Annotated in this window: 16 protein-coding genes; 10 read left to right on the top strand and 6 right to left on the bottom strand. The window is 64.6% G+C overall.

Annotated features, from left to right (window positions below):
* Window positions 1-110: 110 nt before the first annotated feature.
* Window positions 111-1,598: a molybdopterin-dependent oxidoreductase gene (locus tag CH305_RS15910; RefSeq protein WP_094704235.1), complete on the top strand. Its 1,488-nt coding sequence runs from the start codon at window positions 111-113 to the stop codon at window positions 1,596-1,598.
* 19 nt (window positions 1,599-1,617) lie between these two features.
* Here the strand turns inward: CH305_RS15910 and CH305_RS15905 are convergent, their stop codons facing one another.
* Complete coding sequence (locus CH305_RS15905) at window positions 1,618-2,559, bottom strand: adenosine deaminase (RefSeq protein ID WP_094704204.1); 942 nt, start codon at window positions 2,557-2,559, stop codon at window positions 1,618-1,620.
* Window positions 2,560-2,569: 10 nt separating this feature from the next.
* Window positions 2,570-3,361 carry an enoyl-CoA hydratase/isomerase family protein gene (locus tag CH305_RS15900; protein WP_037153786.1) on the bottom strand — a complete coding sequence of 264 codons (792 nt, stop codon included), beginning with the start codon at window positions 3,359-3,361 and terminating at the stop codon, window positions 2,570-2,572.
* Window positions 3,362-3,450: 89 nt separating this feature from the next.
* On the opposite strand from CH305_RS15900, the gene CH305_RS15895 reads away from it, so the two are divergent.
* Window positions 3,451-4,596, top strand: a complete 1,146-nt coding sequence (locus tag CH305_RS15895; protein WP_032396497.1) for an acyl-CoA dehydrogenase family protein — start codon at window positions 3,451-3,453, stop codon at window positions 4,594-4,596.
* 99 nt (window positions 4,597-4,695) lie between these two features.
* Here the strand turns inward: CH305_RS15895 and CH305_RS15890 are convergent, their stop codons facing one another.
* The 3 genes from CH305_RS15890 to CH305_RS15880 form a co-directional block, all read right to left on the bottom strand.
* Window positions 4,696-6,150 (bottom strand): DHA2 family efflux MFS transporter permease subunit, encoded by a 1,455-nt coding sequence (locus tag CH305_RS15890; protein ID WP_032403833.1) that lies wholly within the window; start codon window positions 6,148-6,150, stop codon window positions 4,696-4,698.
* The gene (locus CH305_RS15885; RefSeq protein ID WP_080737297.1) at window positions 6,147-6,824 is read right to left on the bottom strand and encodes a PadR family transcriptional regulator; all 678 of its coding nucleotides are present in this window, start codon (window positions 6,822-6,824) and stop codon (window positions 6,147-6,149) included. The genes CH305_RS15890 and CH305_RS15885 overlap by 4 nt, the downstream gene beginning before the upstream one ends.
* Window positions 6,825-7,116: 292 nt before the next feature.
* Window positions 7,117-7,320 (bottom strand): cold-shock protein, encoded by a 204-nt coding sequence (locus tag CH305_RS15880; protein WP_008714360.1) that lies wholly within the window; start codon window positions 7,318-7,320, stop codon window positions 7,117-7,119.
* A 173-nt stretch (window positions 7,321-7,493) separates the two neighbouring features.
* Between CH305_RS15880 and CH305_RS15875 the strand changes: the two genes are divergently transcribed.
* The 8 genes from CH305_RS15875 (at window position 7,494) to CH305_RS15840 (ending at window position 20,813) form a co-directional block, all read left to right on the top strand.
* Window positions 7,494-8,237 (top strand): GNAT family N-acetyltransferase, encoded by a 744-nt coding sequence (locus tag CH305_RS15875; RefSeq protein ID WP_032403832.1) that lies wholly within the window; start codon window positions 7,494-7,496, stop codon window positions 8,235-8,237.
* 66 nt (window positions 8,238-8,303) lie between these two features.
* Window positions 8,304-9,320, top strand: coding sequence for a glutathione S-transferase family protein (locus CH305_RS15870; RefSeq protein WP_052058640.1), 1,017 nt, complete (start codon window positions 8,304-8,306; stop codon window positions 9,318-9,320).
* Between the two features lie 29 nt (window positions 9,321-9,349).
* Entirely contained in the window at window positions 9,350-10,069 is a 720-nt protein-coding gene (locus CH305_RS15865) for a hypothetical protein (RefSeq protein ID WP_094704203.1), read from the top strand.
* A 43-nt stretch (window positions 10,070-10,112) separates the two neighbouring features.
* A complete protein-coding gene (locus CH305_RS15860; protein WP_094704202.1) occupies window positions 10,113-10,952 on the top strand; it encodes an LLM class F420-dependent oxidoreductase in 840 nt (279 codons plus the stop codon).
* A 110-nt stretch (window positions 10,953-11,062) separates the two neighbouring features.
* A complete protein-coding gene (locus tag CH305_RS15855) occupies window positions 11,063-12,154 on the top strand; it encodes an ABC transporter ATP-binding protein (protein ID WP_094704234.1) in 1,092 nt (363 codons plus the stop codon).
* Window positions 12,151-12,921 (top strand): ABC transporter permease, encoded by a 771-nt coding sequence (locus CH305_RS15850; RefSeq protein WP_032403829.1) that lies wholly within the window; start codon window positions 12,151-12,153, stop codon window positions 12,919-12,921. The genes CH305_RS15855 and CH305_RS15850 overlap by 4 nt, the downstream gene beginning before the upstream one ends.
* Window positions 12,922-13,152: 231 nt before the next feature.
* On the top strand, window positions 13,153-16,881 hold the full coding sequence (locus tag CH305_RS15845; protein ID WP_256983799.1) for an ABC transporter ATP-binding protein: 3,729 nt from the start codon (window positions 13,153-13,155) through the stop codon (window positions 16,879-16,881).
* 110 nt (window positions 16,882-16,991) lie between these two features.
* Complete coding sequence (locus tag CH305_RS15840; protein ID WP_094704201.1) at window positions 16,992-20,813, top strand: multifunctional oxoglutarate decarboxylase/oxoglutarate dehydrogenase thiamine pyrophosphate-binding subunit/dihydrolipoyllysine-residue succinyltransferase subunit; 3,822 nt, start codon at window positions 16,992-16,994, stop codon at window positions 20,811-20,813.
* A gap of 225 nt (window positions 20,814-21,038) precedes the next feature.
* Here the strand turns inward: CH305_RS15840 and CH305_RS15835 are convergent, their stop codons facing one another.
* Window positions 21,039-21,689, bottom strand: a complete 651-nt coding sequence (locus CH305_RS15835) for a TetR/AcrR family transcriptional regulator (RefSeq protein WP_037153351.1) — start codon at window positions 21,687-21,689, stop codon at window positions 21,039-21,041.
* Between the last annotated feature and the right edge of the window lie 15 nt (window positions 21,690-21,704).

The following is a 21,704-nucleotide window of genomic DNA, read 5'->3' as shown; positions in this document are numbered from 1 at the left end:
CGCAATTTCCGCTCCACTTCTGCGACCTTCGAGTGGGTTTCCCCAGGCCAACGCTCCGAGTGGAGCGTCCCGTGCACGCAGCCACTCCCCGCACGCTTACATTGGAGCGAGTGAGCACAGGTAAACGCGCGCTGTCCGGCATCATCGCCGCCGGAGTCGTCCTCGGTGTCGGTGAATTGATTGCCGTCCCCATCGGACCGAACTCGTCGCCACTGACGGCCGTCGGGTCCTCGGCCGTCGACAACAGTCCGGCCCCGGTCCGTGAATGGGCCATCGACACGTTCGGCACCTCCGACAAGCTCGCCCTGTTCGTCGGCATGGCCGTGGTGATCGCTGGTATCGCCGCCGCGGCAGGCATCGCCCGCAAACCGATCGGTGCTGTGGTGTTCACAGCGCTGGGCGTGCTCGGCGTACTCGCGGCGGTGACGCGACCCGACGCAACGGCTTTCTACGCAGTCCCGACCATCGGCGGCGTCATCGTCGGCATCGTTGTGCTGCACGCCCTCATCGGAGCCGCCACCCCGGCGACCGAGGGCATGAACCGTCGCAGCTTCCTGACCCTCGCCGCCGGCGCTGCGGTACTCGGCGTCGTCGCGGGAACGGCCGGACGGATGCTCACCTCGGCGCGCGCCGTGACCGCCGATCGACTCGGCTTCATGCTTCCGACCCCGACACCGCAACCGCCGATACCGGTCGGGGCAGACCTGCAGATCGACGGCCTCGCGTCGTACATCACCCCGAACGAGGACTTCTACCGCATCGATACCGCGTTGGTCGTGCCGCGGGTGGCGTCGGATACGTGGTCGCTGCGGATACACGGCATGGTCGACCGCGAGATCGAGCTGACGTTCGCCGATCTGACCCAGCGCCAGGCCGTCGAGAAGACGGTCACCCTGACCTGTGTGTCGAACATCGTCGGCGGCGACCTCGTGGGCAACGCAACGTGGATCGGCTACCCGCTCGAGGACATTCTCGAAGAAGCAGGCATTTCGCCGGATGCCGACATGGCGCTGTCGTCGAGCAGCGACGCCTTCACCGCGGGCACTCCCCTGGAGGTACTGCTCGACGGGCGCGACGCCTTACTGGCGGTGGGGATGAACGGTGCACCGCTGCCCGTCGAGCACGGCTACCCGGCGCGGCTCGTCGTTCCGGGTCTGTACGGGTACGTCTCGGCGACCAAATGGGTCACCGACATCGAGATCACCCGCTTCGACAAGGTGACGGCGTATTGGACCGATCGCGGCTGGGGCGCTCTCGGACCGATCAAGACCGCCTCGCGCATCGACACCCCGCGATCGGGCAGCTCGGTGCCCGCCGGGAAGTCGGTAGTCGCGGGCGTCGCCTGGGATCAGCACACCGGTATCGAGGGCGTGGAAGTGCAAGTGGACGAGGGCAATTGGGTGCCGGCCACGCTCTCGGAGGAGTACTCCAAGGACACCTGGCGGCAATGGACGGTCGAGCTCGATCTGGCTGCGGGCCAGCATTCCATCCGAGCCCGCGCCACCAACTCGGCCGGAGAGCTGCAGACCAACAAGACCGCCGACACCGTTCCCGACGGAGCCACCGGCTACCCGAAGATCTCGGTGACGGCGAACTGATCGAGACAGTCGTGCTGACCTAGACGGTCGCGAAGCTCGCGCGAATCGAGTTCTCGGCCAATTGCTTTCGCTCGGCCGCGGTGAGGCCCATTCCCGCTTCGAGGGCAGAGAAGTTGTCGTCGACGTAGCCGCCGAAGTAGGCGGGATCGTCGGAATTGATCGACACCGACAGGCCGCGCTCGAGCATCTGCCGCAACGGCAACTGCTCGACGTTGTCGATCACCTTGAGCCGAACATTGGACAGCGGGCAGACGGTAAGCGGAATCTGTTCCTCGACAAGTCGATTCACCAGCGCTTCGTCTTCCAGGCACCGCACCCCGTGATCGATGCGCTCGACCTTCAGCAGATTTAGTGCCTGCCAGATGTAGTCGGGCGGGCCTTCCTCACCGGCGTGAGCCACCACGTGCAAACCCTCGGCGCGCGCCTTGGCGAACACGTCGACGAACAACGACGGTGGGTAGCCCACCTCGGCGGAATCGAGTCCGAGGCCGATGATCGGGGCCTGCAGCGCCAACAGGTCGTCGAGCAGTTGATTCGCGTGCAGTACCGGCTTGTCGCGCAGAATCGACGCGATCAGCCCACTGGTGACGCCGAATTCGCGCTCACTTGACGCGCAGGCGTCGGCCAATCCCTCGACGACGGCCTGGAGCGGTACACCGCGCTCGGTGTGCGCCTGCGGGTCGAAGAAGATCTCCGCGTGCGTCACCCTGGCCTGCGCGGTCCGGCGGAAGTAGGCCCGGGCCAGATCGGCGAAATCCTCGGCGGTCTGCAACACGGCCATGTTCGCGTAGTACAGATCGAGGAAGGATTGCAGGTCGGTGAACTCGTACTTCGCGCGTAGTTCGTCTATATCGTTGTACGGCAGCGTGATTGCGTTGCGCTCGGCAAGATCGAAGATCAGCGGAGGTTCGAGCGACCCTTCGATGTGCAGGTGCAGTTCGGCCAGCTGATCGTTACTCACTCATACGATTCTACTTGCCCGTGTACGTCGCCTTACCCGGGCCGACCTCGAGGAAGCTCGCGACCGCGCCGCGCAGATCCTCGGTCTCGAACAGAGCGCCCGAGACCTCCGAGGTGATCTCGTCCGCGTGGGCCACGCCACCGGAACGCCACGCTGCCACAATCTGTTTGGTTGCCGCGTGCGCGACGGTGGGGCCGTCGGCCAGTCGATGGGTCAGCGCGAGCGCCGCAGCGTCGACGTCGTCGTGGATCTGATTGACCACGCCCCACTCCTTCAGCGTCTGCGCGTCGTACAGGTCTCCGGTCATGACGAGCTCGCGAGCCCGACCCGACCCGGCTCGCTCGGCCAGACGCTGCGGTCCACCCATCGACGGCGTCAGACCGACGACGGTCTCGACCAGACCGAACTTCGCCTTCGGTCCGGCCAGGATGATGTCGCAGGCCAACGAGATCTCGAACGCCGCAGTGAGCGTCAACCCGTGCGCGGCGTAGATCACCGGGCACGGCAGCGCCTCGAGTGGATGCGCGATGCTTGCGAACAAACCACGCCACAGATCGGCACCCTGCGCAGCGGACAGGCCCTGGAACACGTGCACGTCGACGCCTGCCGAGTTGACCTTGCCCTCGGCGCGCAGCAGCACTGCACGAGGCGGACTCGCGACGAGATCGGCGACGTTCGCGGCCACTGCATCGAACATCGCCTGATCGAAGAGGTTGAGCGGACCGTGATCGAAGGTGAGCACAGCGATCTCTGCGCCGGCATCGGTGGTGGATCGAACGAGCGAAGTGGGTGCGTCAGCCATGGTTCGCATAGTGCCACACCCGTCTCGGGCGGTTGTTACCAGCGAGTATTGTGCGCAGGTAAGTCACCGTTACCGAGAGGAACACATACATGAAGCGCAGCCTGTTCGAGGCCGATCACGAGGACTTCCGTGCATCGGTGCGCGAGTTCGTCACCCGAACCATCACCCCGGTCGAGGAGAAGCTCGTCGAACAGCGGTACATCGACCGCGAGATCTGGCTCGAAGCAGGACGCAACGGCTTCCTGGGGCTCGAAGTACCGGAGGAATACGGCGGCAGTGGAGCGGAGGACTACCGATTCAACGCCGTCCTCGCCGAGGAACTCGCCCGCTCGAGTGCCGCGGTGGCGTCGTGCTTCGGTATTCACGTGGACATCGTCGCGCCCTATCTCGTGAAGCTCACCACCGAGGAGCAGAAGAAGCGCTGGCTGCCCGGCTTCTGCAGCGGCGAGATCCTCACCGCGATCGCCATGACCGAGCCGTCCGGTGGCTCGGACCTGGCCGCGCTGAAGACCACCGCCGTCAAGGACGGCGACGACTTCATCATCAACGGCTCCAAGACCTTCATCACCAACGGCAACTCCGCCGATCTCGTCATCGTCGCCACCCGCACGACGCCGGAGAAGAAGGCCAAGGGCATCACGCTCTTCGCCGTCGAGAACGGTACCGAAGGGTTCTCTCGCGGCCGCAAGCTCGACAAGGTCGGTCAGCCCGAATCCGACACCGCCGAATTGTTCTTCGAGAACGTGCGGGTACCGAGCTCGAACATGATCGGCGAATTCGACGGCGGCTTCATCCACATGATGCAGCTGCTCCCCCAGGAACGCATCAGCTGCTCGGTGGCCAACCTCGGACACGTCCGCCCCATTCTGGAGGAGACGCTGCAGTACGCCAAGGACCGCAAGGCCTTCGGTCAGCAGATCGGCTCGTTGCAGTGGAACAAGTTTCTGCTCGCCGAGCTCGTCACCAAACTCGATGTGGCACAGGCGTACATCGACAACTGCATTGCCGCGCACGGAATCGGTGAGCTGACGGCCATCGACGCCGCCAAGGCCAAGTGGTGGAGCTCGCAGGTGCAGAACGAGATTCTCGACCACTGCGTCCAGCTGCACGGCGGCTACGGATTCATGAACGAATACCGCGCCGCCCGGGCCTGGAAAGACGCTCGCGTGACCAAGATCTGGGCCGGATCGAACGAAATCATGAAGGAACTGATCGGCCGGGATCTGGGCCTGTAGTGCACTTCGCGTAGGAGTGGAGCCTGCGGAACGACCCGATGAGCAGTGGTGCGCTCGAGTGCCTTCCAGGGCACTCGAGTACGCCACTGCCGCAGGCACTTACTTGAACGCAGGCCGGGCGTAGAAGCAGACGGCGATCATGCCGACGATCAGCACGGCGGCGGGCAGAATCAGCGACTGCGACATGGCGGTGGTGAATCCGTCGCGCAGCATCTCCGGGACGCGGCCGGCGAATTCGTTTGCCCCCGAAGCTGATCCACCGCTGGGTAGTTCGGCGGCCAAGCGCGATTGGATGAGCGCGCCGATGCCGGCGCTACCGAGTACCGAGCCGATCATTCGGGTGGTGTTGTAGATGCCCGAGCCCGCGCCCGCCTGACTCATCGGCAGATTGCGGGTTGCCGTGGCCGCCAACGGAGACCAGATCAGCGCGTTCGCCACACCCATCGCCGCGATGGGCAGAAGCAGCCTCCAGATCGCGGTGGTGGGTGTCATCTCGTACGCGAACCACAGCAGCGCGGCCGCGAGGATGAACAATCCGGATCCAGCGATGTAGCGGGGATGCGTCTTGTCCACGAGCTTGCCGACATTGGGCGCGAGGATTCCGGTGAGCAGGGCCATCGGCACGAACAGCAACGCCGATCGGGTAGGCGTCAAACCGGTGACACTCTGCGCGTAGAACATGATCGGCAGCATCATGCCGGACATCGCGAAGCCCATGGCTGCAATACCGATGTTGGACAGCGAGAAGTTCCGGTCGCGGAACAGTGCCAAAGGCACCAGCGGCTCGTTCTTGTTCACGGACTGCCAGTAGACGAACCCCGCGAAGACGAGCAACCCCACACCGATGAGGATCCAGACGCCGGTACCCCAGTCGTACTTCTGACCTTCCTGGATGCCGAAGACGATGCAGAAGAGTCCGACGGCACTGAGGGCAACGCCCAGTAGATCGAACTTGTGATCGTGGGTCGGCAACACCGGAACGAACTTCAGCGCCAACGCAATTGCGATAATTCCGACCGGCACGTTGATGAAGAAGATCCACTCCCAGCCGAGCGAGTCGACCAGCACACCGCCGAGAATCGGCCCGACGAGCGTCGCGACGCCTGCGACTGCGCCCCATGCTCCCATCGCAGTTCCGCGCTTCTCCGCCGGAAACACACGAGTGATCACGGCCATCGTCTGCGGGGTGATCATCGCTGCGCCGAGACCCTGAACCGCACGCGCCGCGATGAGCATCTCGATCGACCCCGACAGTCCACACCATACGGACGCGAGGGTGAAGAGCACGAGGCCGGCGATGTACAGGTTCTTCGGGCCGAACTTGTCACCCATCCGACCCGTGACCAGCAATGGAACGGCATAGGCCAGGAGGTATGCACTGGTGACCCAGATGACGTTGTTGATGTCCGTGTTCAGACCGGCGAGAATCGCGGGCTGAGCGACGGCCACGATGGTGGTGTCCACCAGAATCATGAAGAAGCCGAGGCACAGCGCCCACAGGGCGGGCCACGGTCTGATGTCGTTGTGCAACGGCGCGGTCTCGACGGCGTTCATAGCGTTCTCCTAGTTCCCCGAGGCGTCGGGGTCGTGTGGCAGTGCCCCGAGGTGTCGGGGTCGTGTGGTCGGTGCCGATCGGTCAGGGTGGTGTGCTGTGCGGAAATGGCATGCGGCCACTCGAGCTCGCCGCTGTCGAGGCGATCGATGTAGCTCGTCAACCACTTCACTTCAGCGGCCAGCATGTGGTAGGTGTAATCGATTCCAGCCCAGTAGATTTCGGACGTCTTACGTTCTCGCGCCAGGCGCTGGAATCCGGACAGTTCCTCGATTTCTCGAGCCAGGTCTTCGATTCGCGCACGGAGCAAAGCGATCGCCTCGGACGCCGGTAGGTTGTGCATCTCGGACAGGCCGAGGGTGAACTGTGGATATTCGCGCACCGGGGAACGAAGGATCTCGGCGAGCCGATCGACGAGGACCCGCCGGCCCGCGGGGGTGATCTCGTAGGTCGTGCGCTCGGGACGATTTCCCCCGCGGTCGGTTCCGACCTCGGCGATCAACTCCTGCCCGTGAAGTCGAGCGACCGCGTGATACAGCGAACCGGGACGGATCTTCACGATCCGGTCCTCTTTGCGCTCGAGAAGGAGCTGATACATCTCGTAGGGATGCATCGGCGCCTCCGAGAGCAGGGCGAGGACCGAGACCCCCAGCGGATTCACTGCATCCCCTCGCATCGACCCCCCCATCTGGATATCCCAATCGAATTATTCCAGTTGGAATATACGGTCATGGTCCTACGAAGAGCAACCCGGACAATGCTCTGACCTGGGTATCAATCGGACATATAGCGCACAATGCCCTATCGAGCGCGTAAGGGACACCGACCGTAGTCGATGTCCCGTTCGAACAGACGAAGGCCGGATACTCGGAATTTCTTCCGTGTATCCGGCCTTGTCACCGAGTTTCTGGTGGAGATTACTTCGAGAAGGTTACTCCGCCAGGAGAAATCGGGTTACGAAGCTTGAATCAGATGGCGCGGACGCCGGTAGCCTGGGGGCCCTTCTGACCCTGGCCCACCTCGAACTCCACGCGCTGGCCCTCGTCGAGCGACTTGAAGCCGCTACCCTGAATCTCCGAGTAATGAACGAAAACGTCCGGTCCGCCACCATCCTGCTCGATGAAGCCGAAGCCCTTTTCGCCGTTGAACCACTTCACACTGCCCTGCGTCATTCTGTAAACCTTCTGTAAGCGAGCTAGATCTTCACGTCGAAGCTCTAATCTCAAATGCGAGTCTGCCATCTATCGGCGCTGAGCGAAACACCGGGGGCAAAAAAGTTCGAAAGATTGCTTTTGGACGGTGAAACCAGAACGTCGCCCACGGGCTCGATAGCTAGTCTCGACACGTGGATTTCCCCCTTTTCGACGCCGGCCGGTTCGACTCCCACAAACTCGACATCGTTCGCCTGGCCTGGTGTCGACAACTGGGCCTGGACGACACGGCTCTCGACACCGACGCCGACCGCGTCGAACATCTCGTTTCGACGGACAACGTCACAGTGTTGTCACTGGCCGGGACCACCGTGATTGCAGGGCCGTCCTGGGCGGTGGATGCCTCCCGCTCGATCACCGGCCGCCCCGGTGCGGACCGAACCTGGATGTCCTCGCTACTCGGAGACCGCTCGGCGCACTACGAGATCGGCACGCACTCGCTGGCGTACGGCTCGGACATCGGCCATTCCATCGATGTGCACGATCCGCTGATATCGCACGATGCTGTGCACGTCCGCAACCTGGCGGCGAAGTGCGACGATGCCGACGTTGCCGAGGCCTTCGGAGAATCGGTTTCGCGGAATTGGTTCACGCTCCTCGGCGACGACAGGCCCGCAGACTCGGCGCACTCGCTCGCCTCAGCCGGGTATTCGGAAGAGCAGCTGATTCTGGCCGACATGCGCGTCCTGACCGACCCGATTCATCGCCGACGGGGTCACGCTCAGGTGGTCGGCCGACTGGCTACCAACGACGCCATCGACGAGGGCTTGATCCCGCAGTGGCGCTCGCGACCCGAGAACTCCATTGCCCGACGCCTCGCCGCGCGGCTGGGATACACCGAACTGGGCGTGTGCCACACAGCTGTGGTTCGAGCCTGACCCGGTTGAGGAGGCTCCGAACTGGGTAGCGTCGGAAGGAACCAGTCGAGGTGAGGAGCAACAAGCATGGCCGATGACGCCGCGTACGTGGAACCGGGCAAGGAATTCAAGAGGGACACGAACTACATTCCGACGCGGATCACCGCCGACGGCCGGGACGGTTATCCGGTGGAGCCGGGACGGTATCGCCTGATTGCTGCGCGCGCCTGTCCGTGGGCTCATCGGTCCATCATCGTGCGTCGGCTGCTGGGGCTCGAAGATGTTCTCTCCCTGGGCATTCCGGGGCCGACCCACGACCCGCGCAGCTGGAACTTCCAGGAAGAGCCCGGCGGGATCGATTCGGTTCTGAAAATCGAGAGGCTGCAGGACGCCTACTTCGCCCGGTTCCCGGACTACGAGCGAGGCATCACTGTCCCCGCCATCGTCGATGTCCCTACCGGCGAGGTCGTGACCAACGACTACCCGCAGATCACGCTGGATCTGTCGACCGAGTGGACGCAGTACCACCGAGACGGTGCCCCTGATCTGTACCCCGAAGCACTGCGCGGCGAGATCGACGAGGTCGCTGATCTGGTCTTCGAGGACGTCAACAACGGTGTCTACCGCTGTGGATTCGCCGGATCGCAGGAGGCATACGACAAGGCCTACGACCGCCTGTTCGCGCGCCTCGACTGGCTCGTCGAACGCCTGTCCACGCAGCGTTACCTCGTCGGAGACCACATCACCGAAGCCGACGTACGCCTGTTCACCACCCTGGTGCGCTTCGATCCCGTTTACCACGGCCACTTCAAGTGCAACCGAAGCAAACTCAGCGAGATGCCGGTGCTCTGGAACTACGCACGCGATCTCTTCCAGACCCCCGGCTTCGGCGACACCGTCGACTTCGACCACATCAAACGGCACTACTACGAGGTGCACCGCGACATAAATCCGTCGGGCATCGTGCCCAAGGGCCCGGATCTGCAGGGCTGGCTGGAGCCGCACGGGCGGGAATCACTGGGCGGATCACCCTTCGGCGACGGCACCGCTCCCCCACCGCCGAAACCGGACGAGCTCGTGCCGGCAACTCACTGGGTGCACTGACCCACAACCTTCGACGAGAAAGAGGACCCATGGCCGGCAAGAAAGACGACGCGCAGGTCGAGGTCTCGAACGGTGGCAGGCTCGAACGCGCGTTGGTCAACATCCTCGACAACGCCAGCCGCCTGCAGGGGCCTGCCGTCGATAAATACGTGGCGCACGTGCGTCGGGCACACCCGTACGACACGCCCGCACAGATCATCGAACGCCTGGAGAAGCGATTCCTGCTCGCGGTCACCGGCAGCGGTTCCGCTGTGGGCGGTGCTGCGGCCGTACCCGGCATAGGAACTGCCGCCTCGCTCGCCGCAGTGGGTGCCGAAACCGCCTTCTTCATCGAGTCCTCGGCACTACTGACGTTGTCGGTCGCGTCCGTGCACGGCATCCCCGTCGACAACCACCAGCAGCGACGGGCATTGGTGCTGTCGGTTGCTCTGGGCGAATCGGGAATGCAGATCGTGCAGCGCACGGTGGGCAAGACCGCCAAGAACTGGGGACCGCTGATCACGTCCCGCATCCCCGGCGGCGCGATGACCAGCATGAACAAATCCCTCGTGAAGAAGTTCATCACCAAGTACCTCGCCAAACGCAGCGCGCTGCTGGTCGGCAAGATGCTGCCCGCCGGAATCGGTGCGGCGATCGGCGGAGCAGGAAACCGCGCCGTCGGTAAGGGCGTCATCAAGAATGCCCGGGAGGCATTCGGTCCACCGCCCGCGCGGTTCCCGGAAAATCGAATCATCGAGCCGGACGAGTGAGAATGCGCGGAATCTTCGCGGGCGTGAGGCGTTGACACCGAACATGACTTCCATACCTGAACTCGGCAAGTACGGCGTCTGGCGACTTCATTCGGCATTCACCCCCGAACTGTCGCGAGCGATCGAATCCTTCGGCTACGGAACGATCTGGCTCGGCGGCTCACCGCCGGCCGATCTGACCACCACGGAGGAGATACTCGACGCCACCGAGACGGTGGTCGTGGCAACCGGCATCGTCAACATCTGGTCGGACGCAGCCGCCGACGTCGCGCAGTCGTATCACCGGTTGGAGAAGAAGCATCCGGGACGGTTCCTCCTCGGAATCGGTGCCGGCCACCCGGAGGCAACGCAGGAATACACCAAGCCGTACGACGCTCTGGTGGCATATCTGGACGAGCTCGACACCGCAGGAGTGCCGGTGGAGCGACGCGTCCTCGCCGCGCTCGGCCCCAAGGTTCTTGCGCTCGCCGCCGACCGCACGGCCGGTGCGCATCCGTACCTGACCACCCCCGAGCACACCCGTGAGGCGCGAGAAGCATTGGGGCCGAACAAGATTTTGGCACCCGAGCACAAGGTGGTTCTCGAATCCGACCCACAGAAGGCCCGAGCAATCGGCCGACCACCGGTGAACAACCCATATCTTCACCTCCGCAACTACACCAACAATCTGAACCGGCTCGGCTACTCGGACGACGAGATCGGGGACGGTGGCAGCGACCGGCTGATCGACGCTCTGGTGGCGCACGGCACGGCCGACGCGATCGCCGCACGATTGAAGGAACACCTCGCCGCGGGCGCGTCCCACGTGACACTGCACTCTCTTCCCGACGACGCCGATCCGCTCGAGACCTACCGCGACATCGCCGCCGCGCTGCTTCGCTGACACAGGGGCCGCACCCGCGACGACGTCGGTCTCACCCCGTAGCCTCGTGTACCGGTTGCCGCGTGCAACCGGTACACGTGCAGTTCGACGGCCAGGGGGATTCCGCAGCGATGACCAGCTACTCGGGAGCAGCGCTGGAAGCGCAGGCACTGACCAAGCAATTCGGCACAGTTCGGGCGGTGTCGGACCTGAGCTTCGTCGTTCCGCGCGGCACCGTCACCGGATTCCTCGGTCCCAACGGATCGGGTAAGACCACCACGCTGCGCATGCTGCTCGGGCTCGTGTCACCCACCTCGGGGATCGGTCTCGTGAACGGCGCACCGTTCGGTGCAGCAACACACCCGGCCCACACAGTGGGAGCCGTTCTCGACTCGCTGAGCATGCACCCCAAACGGAGCGCCGCTCATCACCTGAAGATCTACACCGCAGCGATCGGCGTGCCCGACAGCCGCGCCCTCGACGTGCTGCACCTGGTCGGCCTCGGCGATGCCGCCCACCGCCCCGCAGGCGGCTTCTCACTCGGCATGCGGCAGCGTCTGACGTTGGCGACAGCCCTGCTCGGAGACCCCGAAATCCTGGTGCTCGACGAACCGGCGAACGGTCTCGACCCCGAGGGCATCGCCTGGCTCCGCGATTTCCTGAAGGCATTCGCGGCCTCGGGGCGGACGGTACTGATCTCGAGTCATATTCTTCGTGAAATCGAGCAGACCGTCGACAATCTGGTGATAGTCAGCGCCGGCTCGTTGATGTATCAGGGCTCGATCGCACAGTTGCGGTCCACCCGCCCGAGCCGTGTGCTCGTGGCGGCATCGGACCCGGCGACACTGGCGATCGCATTGGCATCGAACGGCCTCAACGACACCCAGCTCCTGCCCGACGGCCGCATCGGCGTCGCAGGCACCGACGCGGCCACGATCACACGTATCGCCGCAACCGCCGATGTCACGGTGTTCGGCACCACCGCAGAGCACGTCGATCTCGAGCAGGTGTTCCTGTCGATGACGGCGGGGCAGTACACCGCGGCACCGGTCGGTCAGAATCCGTACGGGCCGCCGCCGGGACAACCGCAGGGTTATGCGCAACCGCAGAACTACGGTCCGCCGCAGAGCTACGGTCCGCCCGGCTACGGCCCGCCTCCGGGTTACGGCCCACCTCCGCCCGAATACGGACCGCCGCAGAACTGGAACGGAGGCCGGCGATGAATGCGCTGCTGACGTCGGAGATCCGCAAGGTCACGACGCTGAAGTTCTGGTGGGCACTCGCGATCGCGCCGATCGTCGTCGGAATCTTCGCGTCCGTCATCACCTCGGTGATCGCGAACCAGTTGGGTCCGTACGAGGAGGACCTCGATATCTCGGGTGGTGTCGCCTCGATCGGCCTGTACGTCGCCGCCGGAGCCGCAATCCTCTTCGCCGGGATCTTCGGTGCCGTCAATGCCGGGACCGAGTTTCGCCACAAGACCATCACCACCAGCTTCTTGACGGCCCGCGGCCGCGACGGGGTGATCGCCGCCAAACTCATCGTCACCGCTCTGTTCGGACTCGGGTACGGCCTGGTCGTACTGCTGGCCAGCCTGATCTGTCTGCTGATCTTCAACGACCGGACCGTGATGCTCGACGGCCCGTTCATCGGTGTGGTCGCGTCGTGCCTACTGGCCGTCGTGCTGTGGTCGATCATCGGTGCGGGGCTGGGCCTGCTGCTGAAATCTCCGACGTGGGCGGCCATCGTGCTCGTCGCCTGGCTGCCGTTCGGCGAGGGTCTGCTCTCGCTGATCCTCTTCGGGGTGGGGTTGGGACCCGTTGCCACCGTGCTGCCGTCGAACCTGACCCTGCCGACGATGGCGGCCACACAATTGGACGACGCGGGCGATCTGGCGTCGTGGCCGTGGGCACCGCTGGGGCTCGCACTGTGGGCCGCGATCCTCACCGGCGGCGGCTGGTTTCTGGCCCGCACCCGCGACATCGACTGAGGTCGGAACCGGTACCCGCGATCTCCGACGAATGCTGTCGGTGATCGGGTCTACTTTGGTTTATCGATGGCACACAGTAATTCGGTGACGAACCGCGGCGCGGCAGTTGATCGCGACGCGGCGAACAACGGCACCCTCGTCGAGTCCGTTCCGCCACGTGATGATGTCCCGGCCGACAGCGCAGCGTCGAGCGCCCCACGTGGTTGGGTCCGCCGCCTGACAGCGCAATGCATGCTGCACCGGCGCACGGCGCTGGGCGCACTGGGTGTGACGATGATCGCCGCCGTCATCGACATCTCGTTCCCGCTGCTCACCAGAGTGGCGATCGACGACGCGACCGCCGGCAAAGGCGACGTGATTCTCACGGTCGCCGTCGCCATCGCACTGTTGGGTCTGGTGCGATTCGCCTGCCAGTTCGGCAGGCGCATGCTCGCCGGCAGGCTCTCGATCGACGTTCAGCACGATCTACGTCTGGATCTGCTTGCATCGTTGCAGCGGCTCGACGGTCGCAAACAGGACGAGATCCGTACCGGCCAGGTCGTGTCGAGATCGATCACCGACCTGCAACTCGTCCAGGGTCTACTGGCCATGGTGCCGCTCTCGGCCGGAGCGATACTGCAGTTCGTCCTCGCCCTGGTGGTGATGGCGTATCTATCGCCGTTGCTCACCGTCGTCGCAATCCTCATCGTTCCCGCGGTGAGCATCGTGGTCTACCGAATGCGGCCGACCCTCTTCGCCGCCACCTGGTCTGCTCAACAGCGTGCCGCCGATCTGGCGCAGCATGTCGAAGAGACCGTCACCGGGGTTCGAGTGGTCAAGGGCTTCGGTCAGGAAGCCCGCGCGGTCGATCGCATCGAACAGCTCGGTCGCACCTTGTTCGCCGAGCGCATGCGGTCGGCGAAGATCAACTCGCGGTTCGCGCCGTCGATGGCCACCATTCCGCAGCTCGGTCTCGTCGGAGTCATCGCCCTCGGCGGATACCTCGCGCTGCAGGGCCACATCACCATCGGCACGTTCCTGGCCTTCGCGACCTACGTCGCCACGCTGTCCGCCGTCACCAGGACCGTCTCGTCCGTGGTGATCATGGCCCAGCTCTCGCGCGCGGCGGTAGAACGCGTCTACGAGGTGGTCGACACCGAGCCGTCCGACCCGGAACCGGCGCGGCCTCTTCCGTTGCCCGACGGGCCTCTCGGGGTTCGAATCCGTGAGGTGACGTTCGGGTTCGAGCCCGAGCGGGACGTACTCACCGATCTGAGCCTGACCATCTCGCCCGGGGAGACCGTTGCCGTCGTCGGACATGCGGGTTCCGGGAAAACCGCACTCGCCCTCCTGCTGCCCCGCTTCTACCGCCCCGCCGAGGGGCACATCGAGCTGACGTCCGACGGCACTTCGATCGATATCGACGACCTCGACTCCACGTCACTGCGCGAGGCGGTGTCACTGGTGTTCGACGAGCCGTTTCTGTTCTCCGACACCATCGCCGCCAATATCGCCCTCGGCAGGCCCGACGCCACTGCCGACGACATCGAGCGCGCGGCGCGCCTGGCGCAGGCCTCCACCTTCATCGACGCATTGCCCGAGGGATACGACAGCCTGGTCGGCGAACGCGGGCTCACACTCTCCGGAGGACAGCGCCAGCGCATCGCCCTGGCGCGCGCATTGCTCGTGGAACCGCGAATTCTGATTCTCGACGACGCCACGTCCGCCGTCGACGCGGAAACCGAAGCTGCGATCTTCGACGCGTTGCGTGGTATCCGGACGCGGGCGACTCTCGTTCTCGCTCATCGCCGCTCGACCCTGACACTGGCCGACCGCGTCGCCGTGCTCGACAACGGTCGGATCATCGACACCGGGACGGTCGACGAACTCGACCGGCGCTGTCCGTTGTTCCGCGCACTCCTGGCCGGTGGCGACGACGAACCGGGCACCGAGCCGGCCCACGACCCGATCGAGCAGCCCTCTGCCGAGACGCTGTGGCCCGAGACCGCGCCTGAATCGTCGGCCGAGCCCAACAGCGTCGCAGCGCCCGGAGGCGGCGGTGGGCACGGAACTGCGATGGCGGGGGCGTTCGGCTCGCTGGCACCGACACCCGCCATATCCGCGGCCGTCGCGGCCCTGCCTCCGGCAACCGAGGACCCGGACGCATCGGGATCCGATCTCCGTCGACCCGACCCGGGATTCCGATTGTCGAGACTGCTCGGCCCGGTCCGGATGTTGCTCGCCGCCGTGGTCGTTCTGCTTGCACTCGACTCGTTGGCCTCCATCGCCTTTCCCTCACTCGTTCGCTACGCGGTGGACAGTGGAGTGGCGCGCGGAGACTCGAACACGCTGTGGATCGCCACGTCGATCGGCGTCGTACTGGCAGCGGCGAGTTGGTTCGTCGTCTGTTGGACGACGGTCATCACTGCGCGGGCAGGCGAGCGAGTGCTGTTCGGCCTCCGAGTTCGCAGCTACGCGCACATTCAGCGACTCGGCCTCGACTACTACGAGCGTGAGCTCTCGGGCCGCATCATGACTCGGATGACCACCGACGTCGATGCACTGTCGTCGTTCATCCAGACCGGGGCATCGACCGCTGTGGTGAGCGTGTTGACCGTCGTCGGTATCGCGGCCGCCCTGCTCGTCACGGACCTCACTCTCGGCCTGGTGGCCTTGGCGGTCGTGCCGCCCCTCGCCGTGGCCACCGTGATCTTCCGCCGGATCTCGTCGGCGGCGTACTCGACGTCCCGCGAGCGCATCTCGATCGTCAACGCCGACTTCCAGGAGAACGTCACGGGCCTGCGCGCCGCACAGGCGTACCGGCGTGAGGAGTACGCCGCATCCCGGTTCGCGGAACGCTCCGACCGTTACCGATCAAGCCGAATGCGCTCGCAGACCGCGATCTCGGTGTTCTTTCCGCTCATCACGTTGCTTTCCGACATCGCCCTCGCCGTCGTCGTGTTCGTCGGCGCACATCAGATCGCCACCGGCACCACCACCGCGGGCACCCTCGTGGCGTTCGTCCTGTATCTCGGACTGCTCTTCGGACCGATCCAGCAGCTCTCGCAGGTGTTCGACGGCTACCAGCAGGCACGGGTCGGCGTCGGACGCATCGGCGATCTGTTGCGCACCACGAGTTCGATCGAGACCGCCACGACCGCGAACACCACCGCGCTTCCTGGCGGACGCCTCCGTGCCGACATCGACCTCGTCGACGTCGGGTTTCGCTATGCCGGAGCTCACTCCGACGCACTGAGTGAGGTATCTCTCACCATCCCGGCCGGCACCACTGTCGCATTGGTCGGGCGCACCGGAGCGGGCAAGTCCACCGTGGTGAAACTGCTGGCCCGGTTCTACGATCCGACCTCCGGATCGGTGCGCGTCGGCGGAAACGATCTGCGCGACTATCGACTGTCCGACTATCGGCAACGACTGGGCGTCGTACCGCAGGAAGCGCACCTGTTCACCGGAACCGTCGCGTCGAACATCGCCTACGGCAGACCCGATGCCAGCCGCGCCGACATCGAGAACGCGGCTCGCTCGGTGGGCGCTCTGACCACTATCGCTGCACTTCGCGGCGGCATGAACCAACCCGTCGGAGAGCGCGGCCAGGGGCTCTCCGCAGGCCAACGGCAACTGATCGCGCTGGCGCGAGCCGAACTGGTCGACCCCGATCTGCTCCTCCTCGACGAGGCAACCGCCACGCTCGATCCGGCCACCGAACGCACCGTCCTCGCGGCGAGCAATGCCGTCGTTCGTACCCGCACAGCAGTGGTGGTCGCGCACCGATTGGCGACCGCCGCACGGGCAGATCTGATCGTCGTCGTGGACGGCGGACGTATCGTGGAGACCGGACGACATTCGGACCTTCGCGCCCAGGGCGGTTTCTACGCTCGGTTGTGGACTGCGGCCGAAACGAACCGGGGGAATAATTCGATAGTCCAAGGAGTCATCGACAACGAGGCCGATGGTTACCGGTGAGTACATATCACAGCTACGTCCCGGGCGCACGTGAGCTGGACCAAAGGTCTAGCCTGAACTTGTACGCGCGCTGAACGGGAACGAAGACAGAAACGAGGCGAACTACTGCCGTGAGCAGCAGCTCTACTACCCAATTCGGACAAAATCAATGGCTGGTCGACGAGATGTACCAGCGATTCAAGCAAGACCCTTCCTCCGTCGACGCGAGCTGGCACGAGTTCCTCACCGGTTACGACCCCGAGGCCGTGACCGACGAGACCACCGGCAGCTCGAACGGTGCGTCCGGTAACGGCAACGGCGCAGCCTCGAACGGTAGTTCGGCCAAGTCCGCTCCCCCCGCAGCACCCGCGCCTCCCGCCAAGCCTGCCGCCTCGGCTCCGCAGAAGGACAGCACTCCCAAGGCCGACGCTCCGAAGGCCGCAGCGCCCAAGGCTGCCCCGAAAGCCGCCGCCCCCAAGGCCGAGCCCGCAAAGCCTGCGGCCGCAGCAAAGCCTGCCGAGAAGAAGGCCGCTCCGGCGAAGTCAGCCCCGGCAGCAGCCGAATTCGGCGAAGAGTCGAGCAAGATCCTGCGCGGCGCAGCAGCAGCGGTAGCAAAGAACATGTCGGCCTCGTTGCAGATTCCGACTGCAACCAGTGTGCGTGCGATTCCGGCGAAGTTGATGGTGGACAACCGTCTGGTCATCAACAACCACCTCGCGCGTACCCGTGGCGGCAAGATCTCGTTCACGCACCTGCTCGGCTACGCCATCGTGCAGGCCGTCAAGGCGTTCCCCAACATGAACCGCCACTTCGCCGAGGTCGACGGCAAGCCGAACGCCGTCACTCCGGCCGCGATCAACCTCGGTCTGGCGATCGACCTGCCCGGCAAGGACGGCAACCGCTCGCTCGTCGTCGCTGCCATCAAGAACACGCAGGACTTCACGTTCACGCAGTTCTACAACGCGTACGAGGACATCGTCCGGCGCGCCCGCGACGGCAAGCTCACCGGTGAGGACTTCCAGGGCGTCACCATTTCGCTGACCAACCCCGGCGGAATCGGAACCGTGCACTCGGTGCCGCGTCTGATGAACGGCCAGGGTGCCATCATCGGTGCCGGAGCAATGGAGTACCCGGCAGAGTTCCAGGGTGCCAGCGACGAGCGTCTCGCCGAGTTCGGCGTCGGCAAGCTCATGACGCTGACCTCGACCTACGACCACCGCATCATTCAGGGTGCCGAGTCGGGTGACTTCCTCAAGACGATCCACAACCTGCTGATCAGCGACGAGTTCTACGACGAGCTGTTCCATTCGCTCAAGATCCCGTACGAGCCCATTCGCTGGCGCAAGGATCTGCCCGAGGGCACGGTCGACAAGAACACCCGCGTGCTCGAGCTCATCGCGGCGTACCGCAACCGCGGTCACCTCATGGCCGACACGGACCCGTTGCAGTTCACCAAGGACAAGTTCCGGATGCATCCGGACCTCGACGTGATCAGCCACGACCTGACGCTGTGGGACCTCGACCGCGAGTTCAAGGTCGGCGGATTCCACGGCCGGGACAAGATGAAGCTGCGCGACGTGCTCAGCGTGCTGCGCGACTCGTACTGCCGCCACGTCGGCGTCGAGTACACCCACATCCTCGAGACCGAGCAGGTCTCGTGGCTGCAGGAGCGCGTCGAGGCAAAGCACGTCAAACCGACTGTGGCGCAACAGAAGTACATTCTGAGCAAGCTCAACGCGGCCGAGGCGTTCGAGACCTTCCTGCAGACCAAGTACGTCGGGCAGAAGCGCTTCTCGCTCGAAGGCGCGGAAGCGGTCATTCCGATGATGGACTCCGTCATCGACCAGAGCGCCGAGTACGCCCTCGACGAGGTCGTCATCGGCATGCCGCACCGCGGCCGGCTCAATGTCCTCGCCAACATCGTCGGCAAGCCCTACTCGAAGATCTTCACCGAGTTCGAGGGCAACATGAACCCGGCCGCCGCACACGGCTCCGGCGACGTGAAGTACCACCTCGGTGCCGAGGGCACCTACATCCAGATGTTCGGGGACAACGACATCAAGGTCTCGCTCACCGCGAACCCGTCGCACCTCGAAGCCGTCGACCCTGTTCTCGAGGGTCTCGTCCGCGCCAAGCAGGACCTGCTGGACAAGGGCACCGGCCAGGGTGGCTACTCCGTCCTGCCGCTGATGCTGCACGGAGATGCGGCCTTCGCCGGCCAGGGCGTCGTCGCCGAAACGCTGAACCTGTCCGATCTGCGGGGTTACCGCACCGGTGGAACCGTGCACATCGTCGTCAACAACCAGGTCGGCTTCACCACGTCGCCGGAGTTCTCGCGTTCGTCCGAGTACTGCACCGATGTGGCCAAGATGATCGCAGCGCCGATCTTCCACGTCAACGGAGACGACCCCGAGGCCTGCGCCTGGGTTGCTCAGCTGGCGGTGGACTTCCGTCAGAAGTTCCACAAGGACGTCGTCATCGACATGATCTGCTACCGCCGTCGCGGTCACAACGAGGGCGACGACCCCTCGATGACCCAGCCGGCGATGTACGACGTGATCGACACCAAGCGCAGCGTCCGCAAGAGCTACACCGAATCGCTCATCGGCCGCGGTGACATCTCGCTCAAAGAAGCAGAGGACGCTCTTCGCGACTACCAGGGTCAGCTCGAACGCGTCTTCAACGAGGTACGCGAACTCGAGAAGTACACCCCGGAGCCCAGCGAATCGGTCGAACTCGACCAGCAGTTGCCGGCCAAGCTCACCACGGCCGTCGACAAGGCCGTCCTGCACCGCATCGGCGATGCGCACCTCGACGTCCCGGACGGGTTCAATGTGCACCCGCGCGTCAAGCCGGTGCTCGAGAAGCGTCGGGAGATGGCGCACGAGGGCAAGGTCGACTGGGCCTTCGGCGAGCTGTTGGCACTCGGATCCTTGGTGGACGAGGGACGCAATATTCGCTTCTCCGGCCAGGACACCCGCCGCGGCACGTTCACCCAGCGGCACTCGGTGATCATCGACCGCAAGACCGGTGCCGAGTACACCCCGCTGCAGAACATCGGCAGCGACAACCCCGGCAAGTTCATGGTCTACGACTCCGCGTTGAGCGAGTTCGCGGCCGTCGGCTTCGAGTACGGCTACTCCGTGGGCAACCCGGACGCCTTGGTGATGTGGGAAGCGCAGTTCGGCGACTTCGTCAACGGCGCACAGTCCATCATCGACGAGTTCATCTCCTCCGGTGAAGCCAAGTGGGGTCAGCTCTCCGACGTCGTGCTGCTGCTGCCGCACGGCCACGAGGGTCAGGGTCCCGACCACACATCGGGACGCATCGAACGCTTCCTGACGCTGTGCGCCGAGGGCTCGATGACCGTCGCACTCCCCTCGACCCCCGCGAACTACTTCCACCTGCTGCGCAGGCATGCGCGCGACGGCATCCGTCGCCCGCTGATCGTCTTCACTCCGAAGTCGATGCTGCGCAACAAGGCAGCAGTGAGCAACATCGAGGACTTCACCGACGGCAAGTTCCACTCGGTGTTCGACGAGCCCACCTACGACACCGGCACCGGTGATCGCAGCGCGGTCAAGCGAGTGCTGATGGTCAGCGGCAAGCTCTACTACGAGCTCCTCGCTCGTAAGCAGAAGGACAACCGCGAAGACGTCGCGATCGTCCGCGTCGAGCAGCTCTACCCCGTGCCGGTCCGTCGTATCCGGGAAGCGCTCGAAAGCTACCCGAACGCAACGGAATTCCGTTGGGTTCAGGAAGAGCCTGCGAACCAGGGTGCATGGCCGTTCTTCGGTCTCGCACTGCCCGAGCTCATGCCCGAGAAGCTGGTCGGCATCAAGCGCATCTCCCGTCGCGCAATGTCCGCACCGTCGTCGGGTTCGAGCAAGGTGCACGCCGTCGAGCAACTCGAAATCATCGACGAGGCCTTCAAGGCAGTCGGCGAAGACTAGATCTCCGATAACGACAGCGGCCCACTTCTTCGGAAGTGGGCCGCTGTTGTCGTTCCTGGGCCCCCGTTCCGCGTCAATGGACCCTTGCATACGTCTGAAGGGTGCAATGGTTCATTCACGCGCACCCCGGACACGAGTGAATGGACCCCTGCATACGTCTGAGCGGTGCAATGGTCCATTGACGCGGGCGGGGGCGGGGGCGGGACGTCACGATGGCTGGCGCGATCAGGCGTCGGCGTCGGAGTCGGCTCCCAGGAGTGCGGAGATCATGCTCGGTGCCAGGGCGACGGCAGGCAGGGCGTTGACATTGAGGTCGATGAGTTCGTCACGGCTGATGTGGGGATCCCGGAGCCAGGTGATGGTCGCTTCCTCCACGAAAGCGATCCAACCGCGGACGGCGAGGTCGATGGTGGGGGTCACGTCCATGTCGAGGCCGGCGAGTTGGACGAGAGTTCGCTCGGCCATGGTGGTGCGTGTCTGCTCGAACACCTCGCGCATCAGGGGGTCTCCGCTGGCGGTGCCGCGAAGCAGGGAGATGAAAGTGTCGCGCTTCTCGGTGACGTAGTCGACGTAGTTGGCGATGGAGTCGCGGAGAATCTCGAAAGGTTCGAGGTCTGGGTCGGGGGCGGTGCGCTCGATCATCGACCGGGAGGCCTCGCGAACTATTTCGAGGTGAAACTCCTGCTTGGACGAAAAATAGTGGAACAGTAGGCCTCGCGAGACACCTGCCTGGTCTGCGATGTCCTCGACGGAGATCTGCTCCAGAGGTCGGTCGGCGAGCATTTCGGTACCGAGCTCGATCAGCTGAGCTCGGCGTTGCTCGGGACTGAGTCTGGTCCTCTTCGTCGTCGCGCCGGGGCTGTTCACGAACGCCATGCAACCACCCTACTG

It is taken from the genome of Rhodococcus sp. 15-649-2-2 (assembly GCF_002258645.1).
Lineage (GTDB): Bacteria > Actinomycetota > Actinomycetes > Mycobacteriales > Mycobacteriaceae > Rhodococcoides.
Note: the sequence above shows the minus strand (reverse complement) of the source record. Positions and strands in the feature narration are given on the sequence as shown.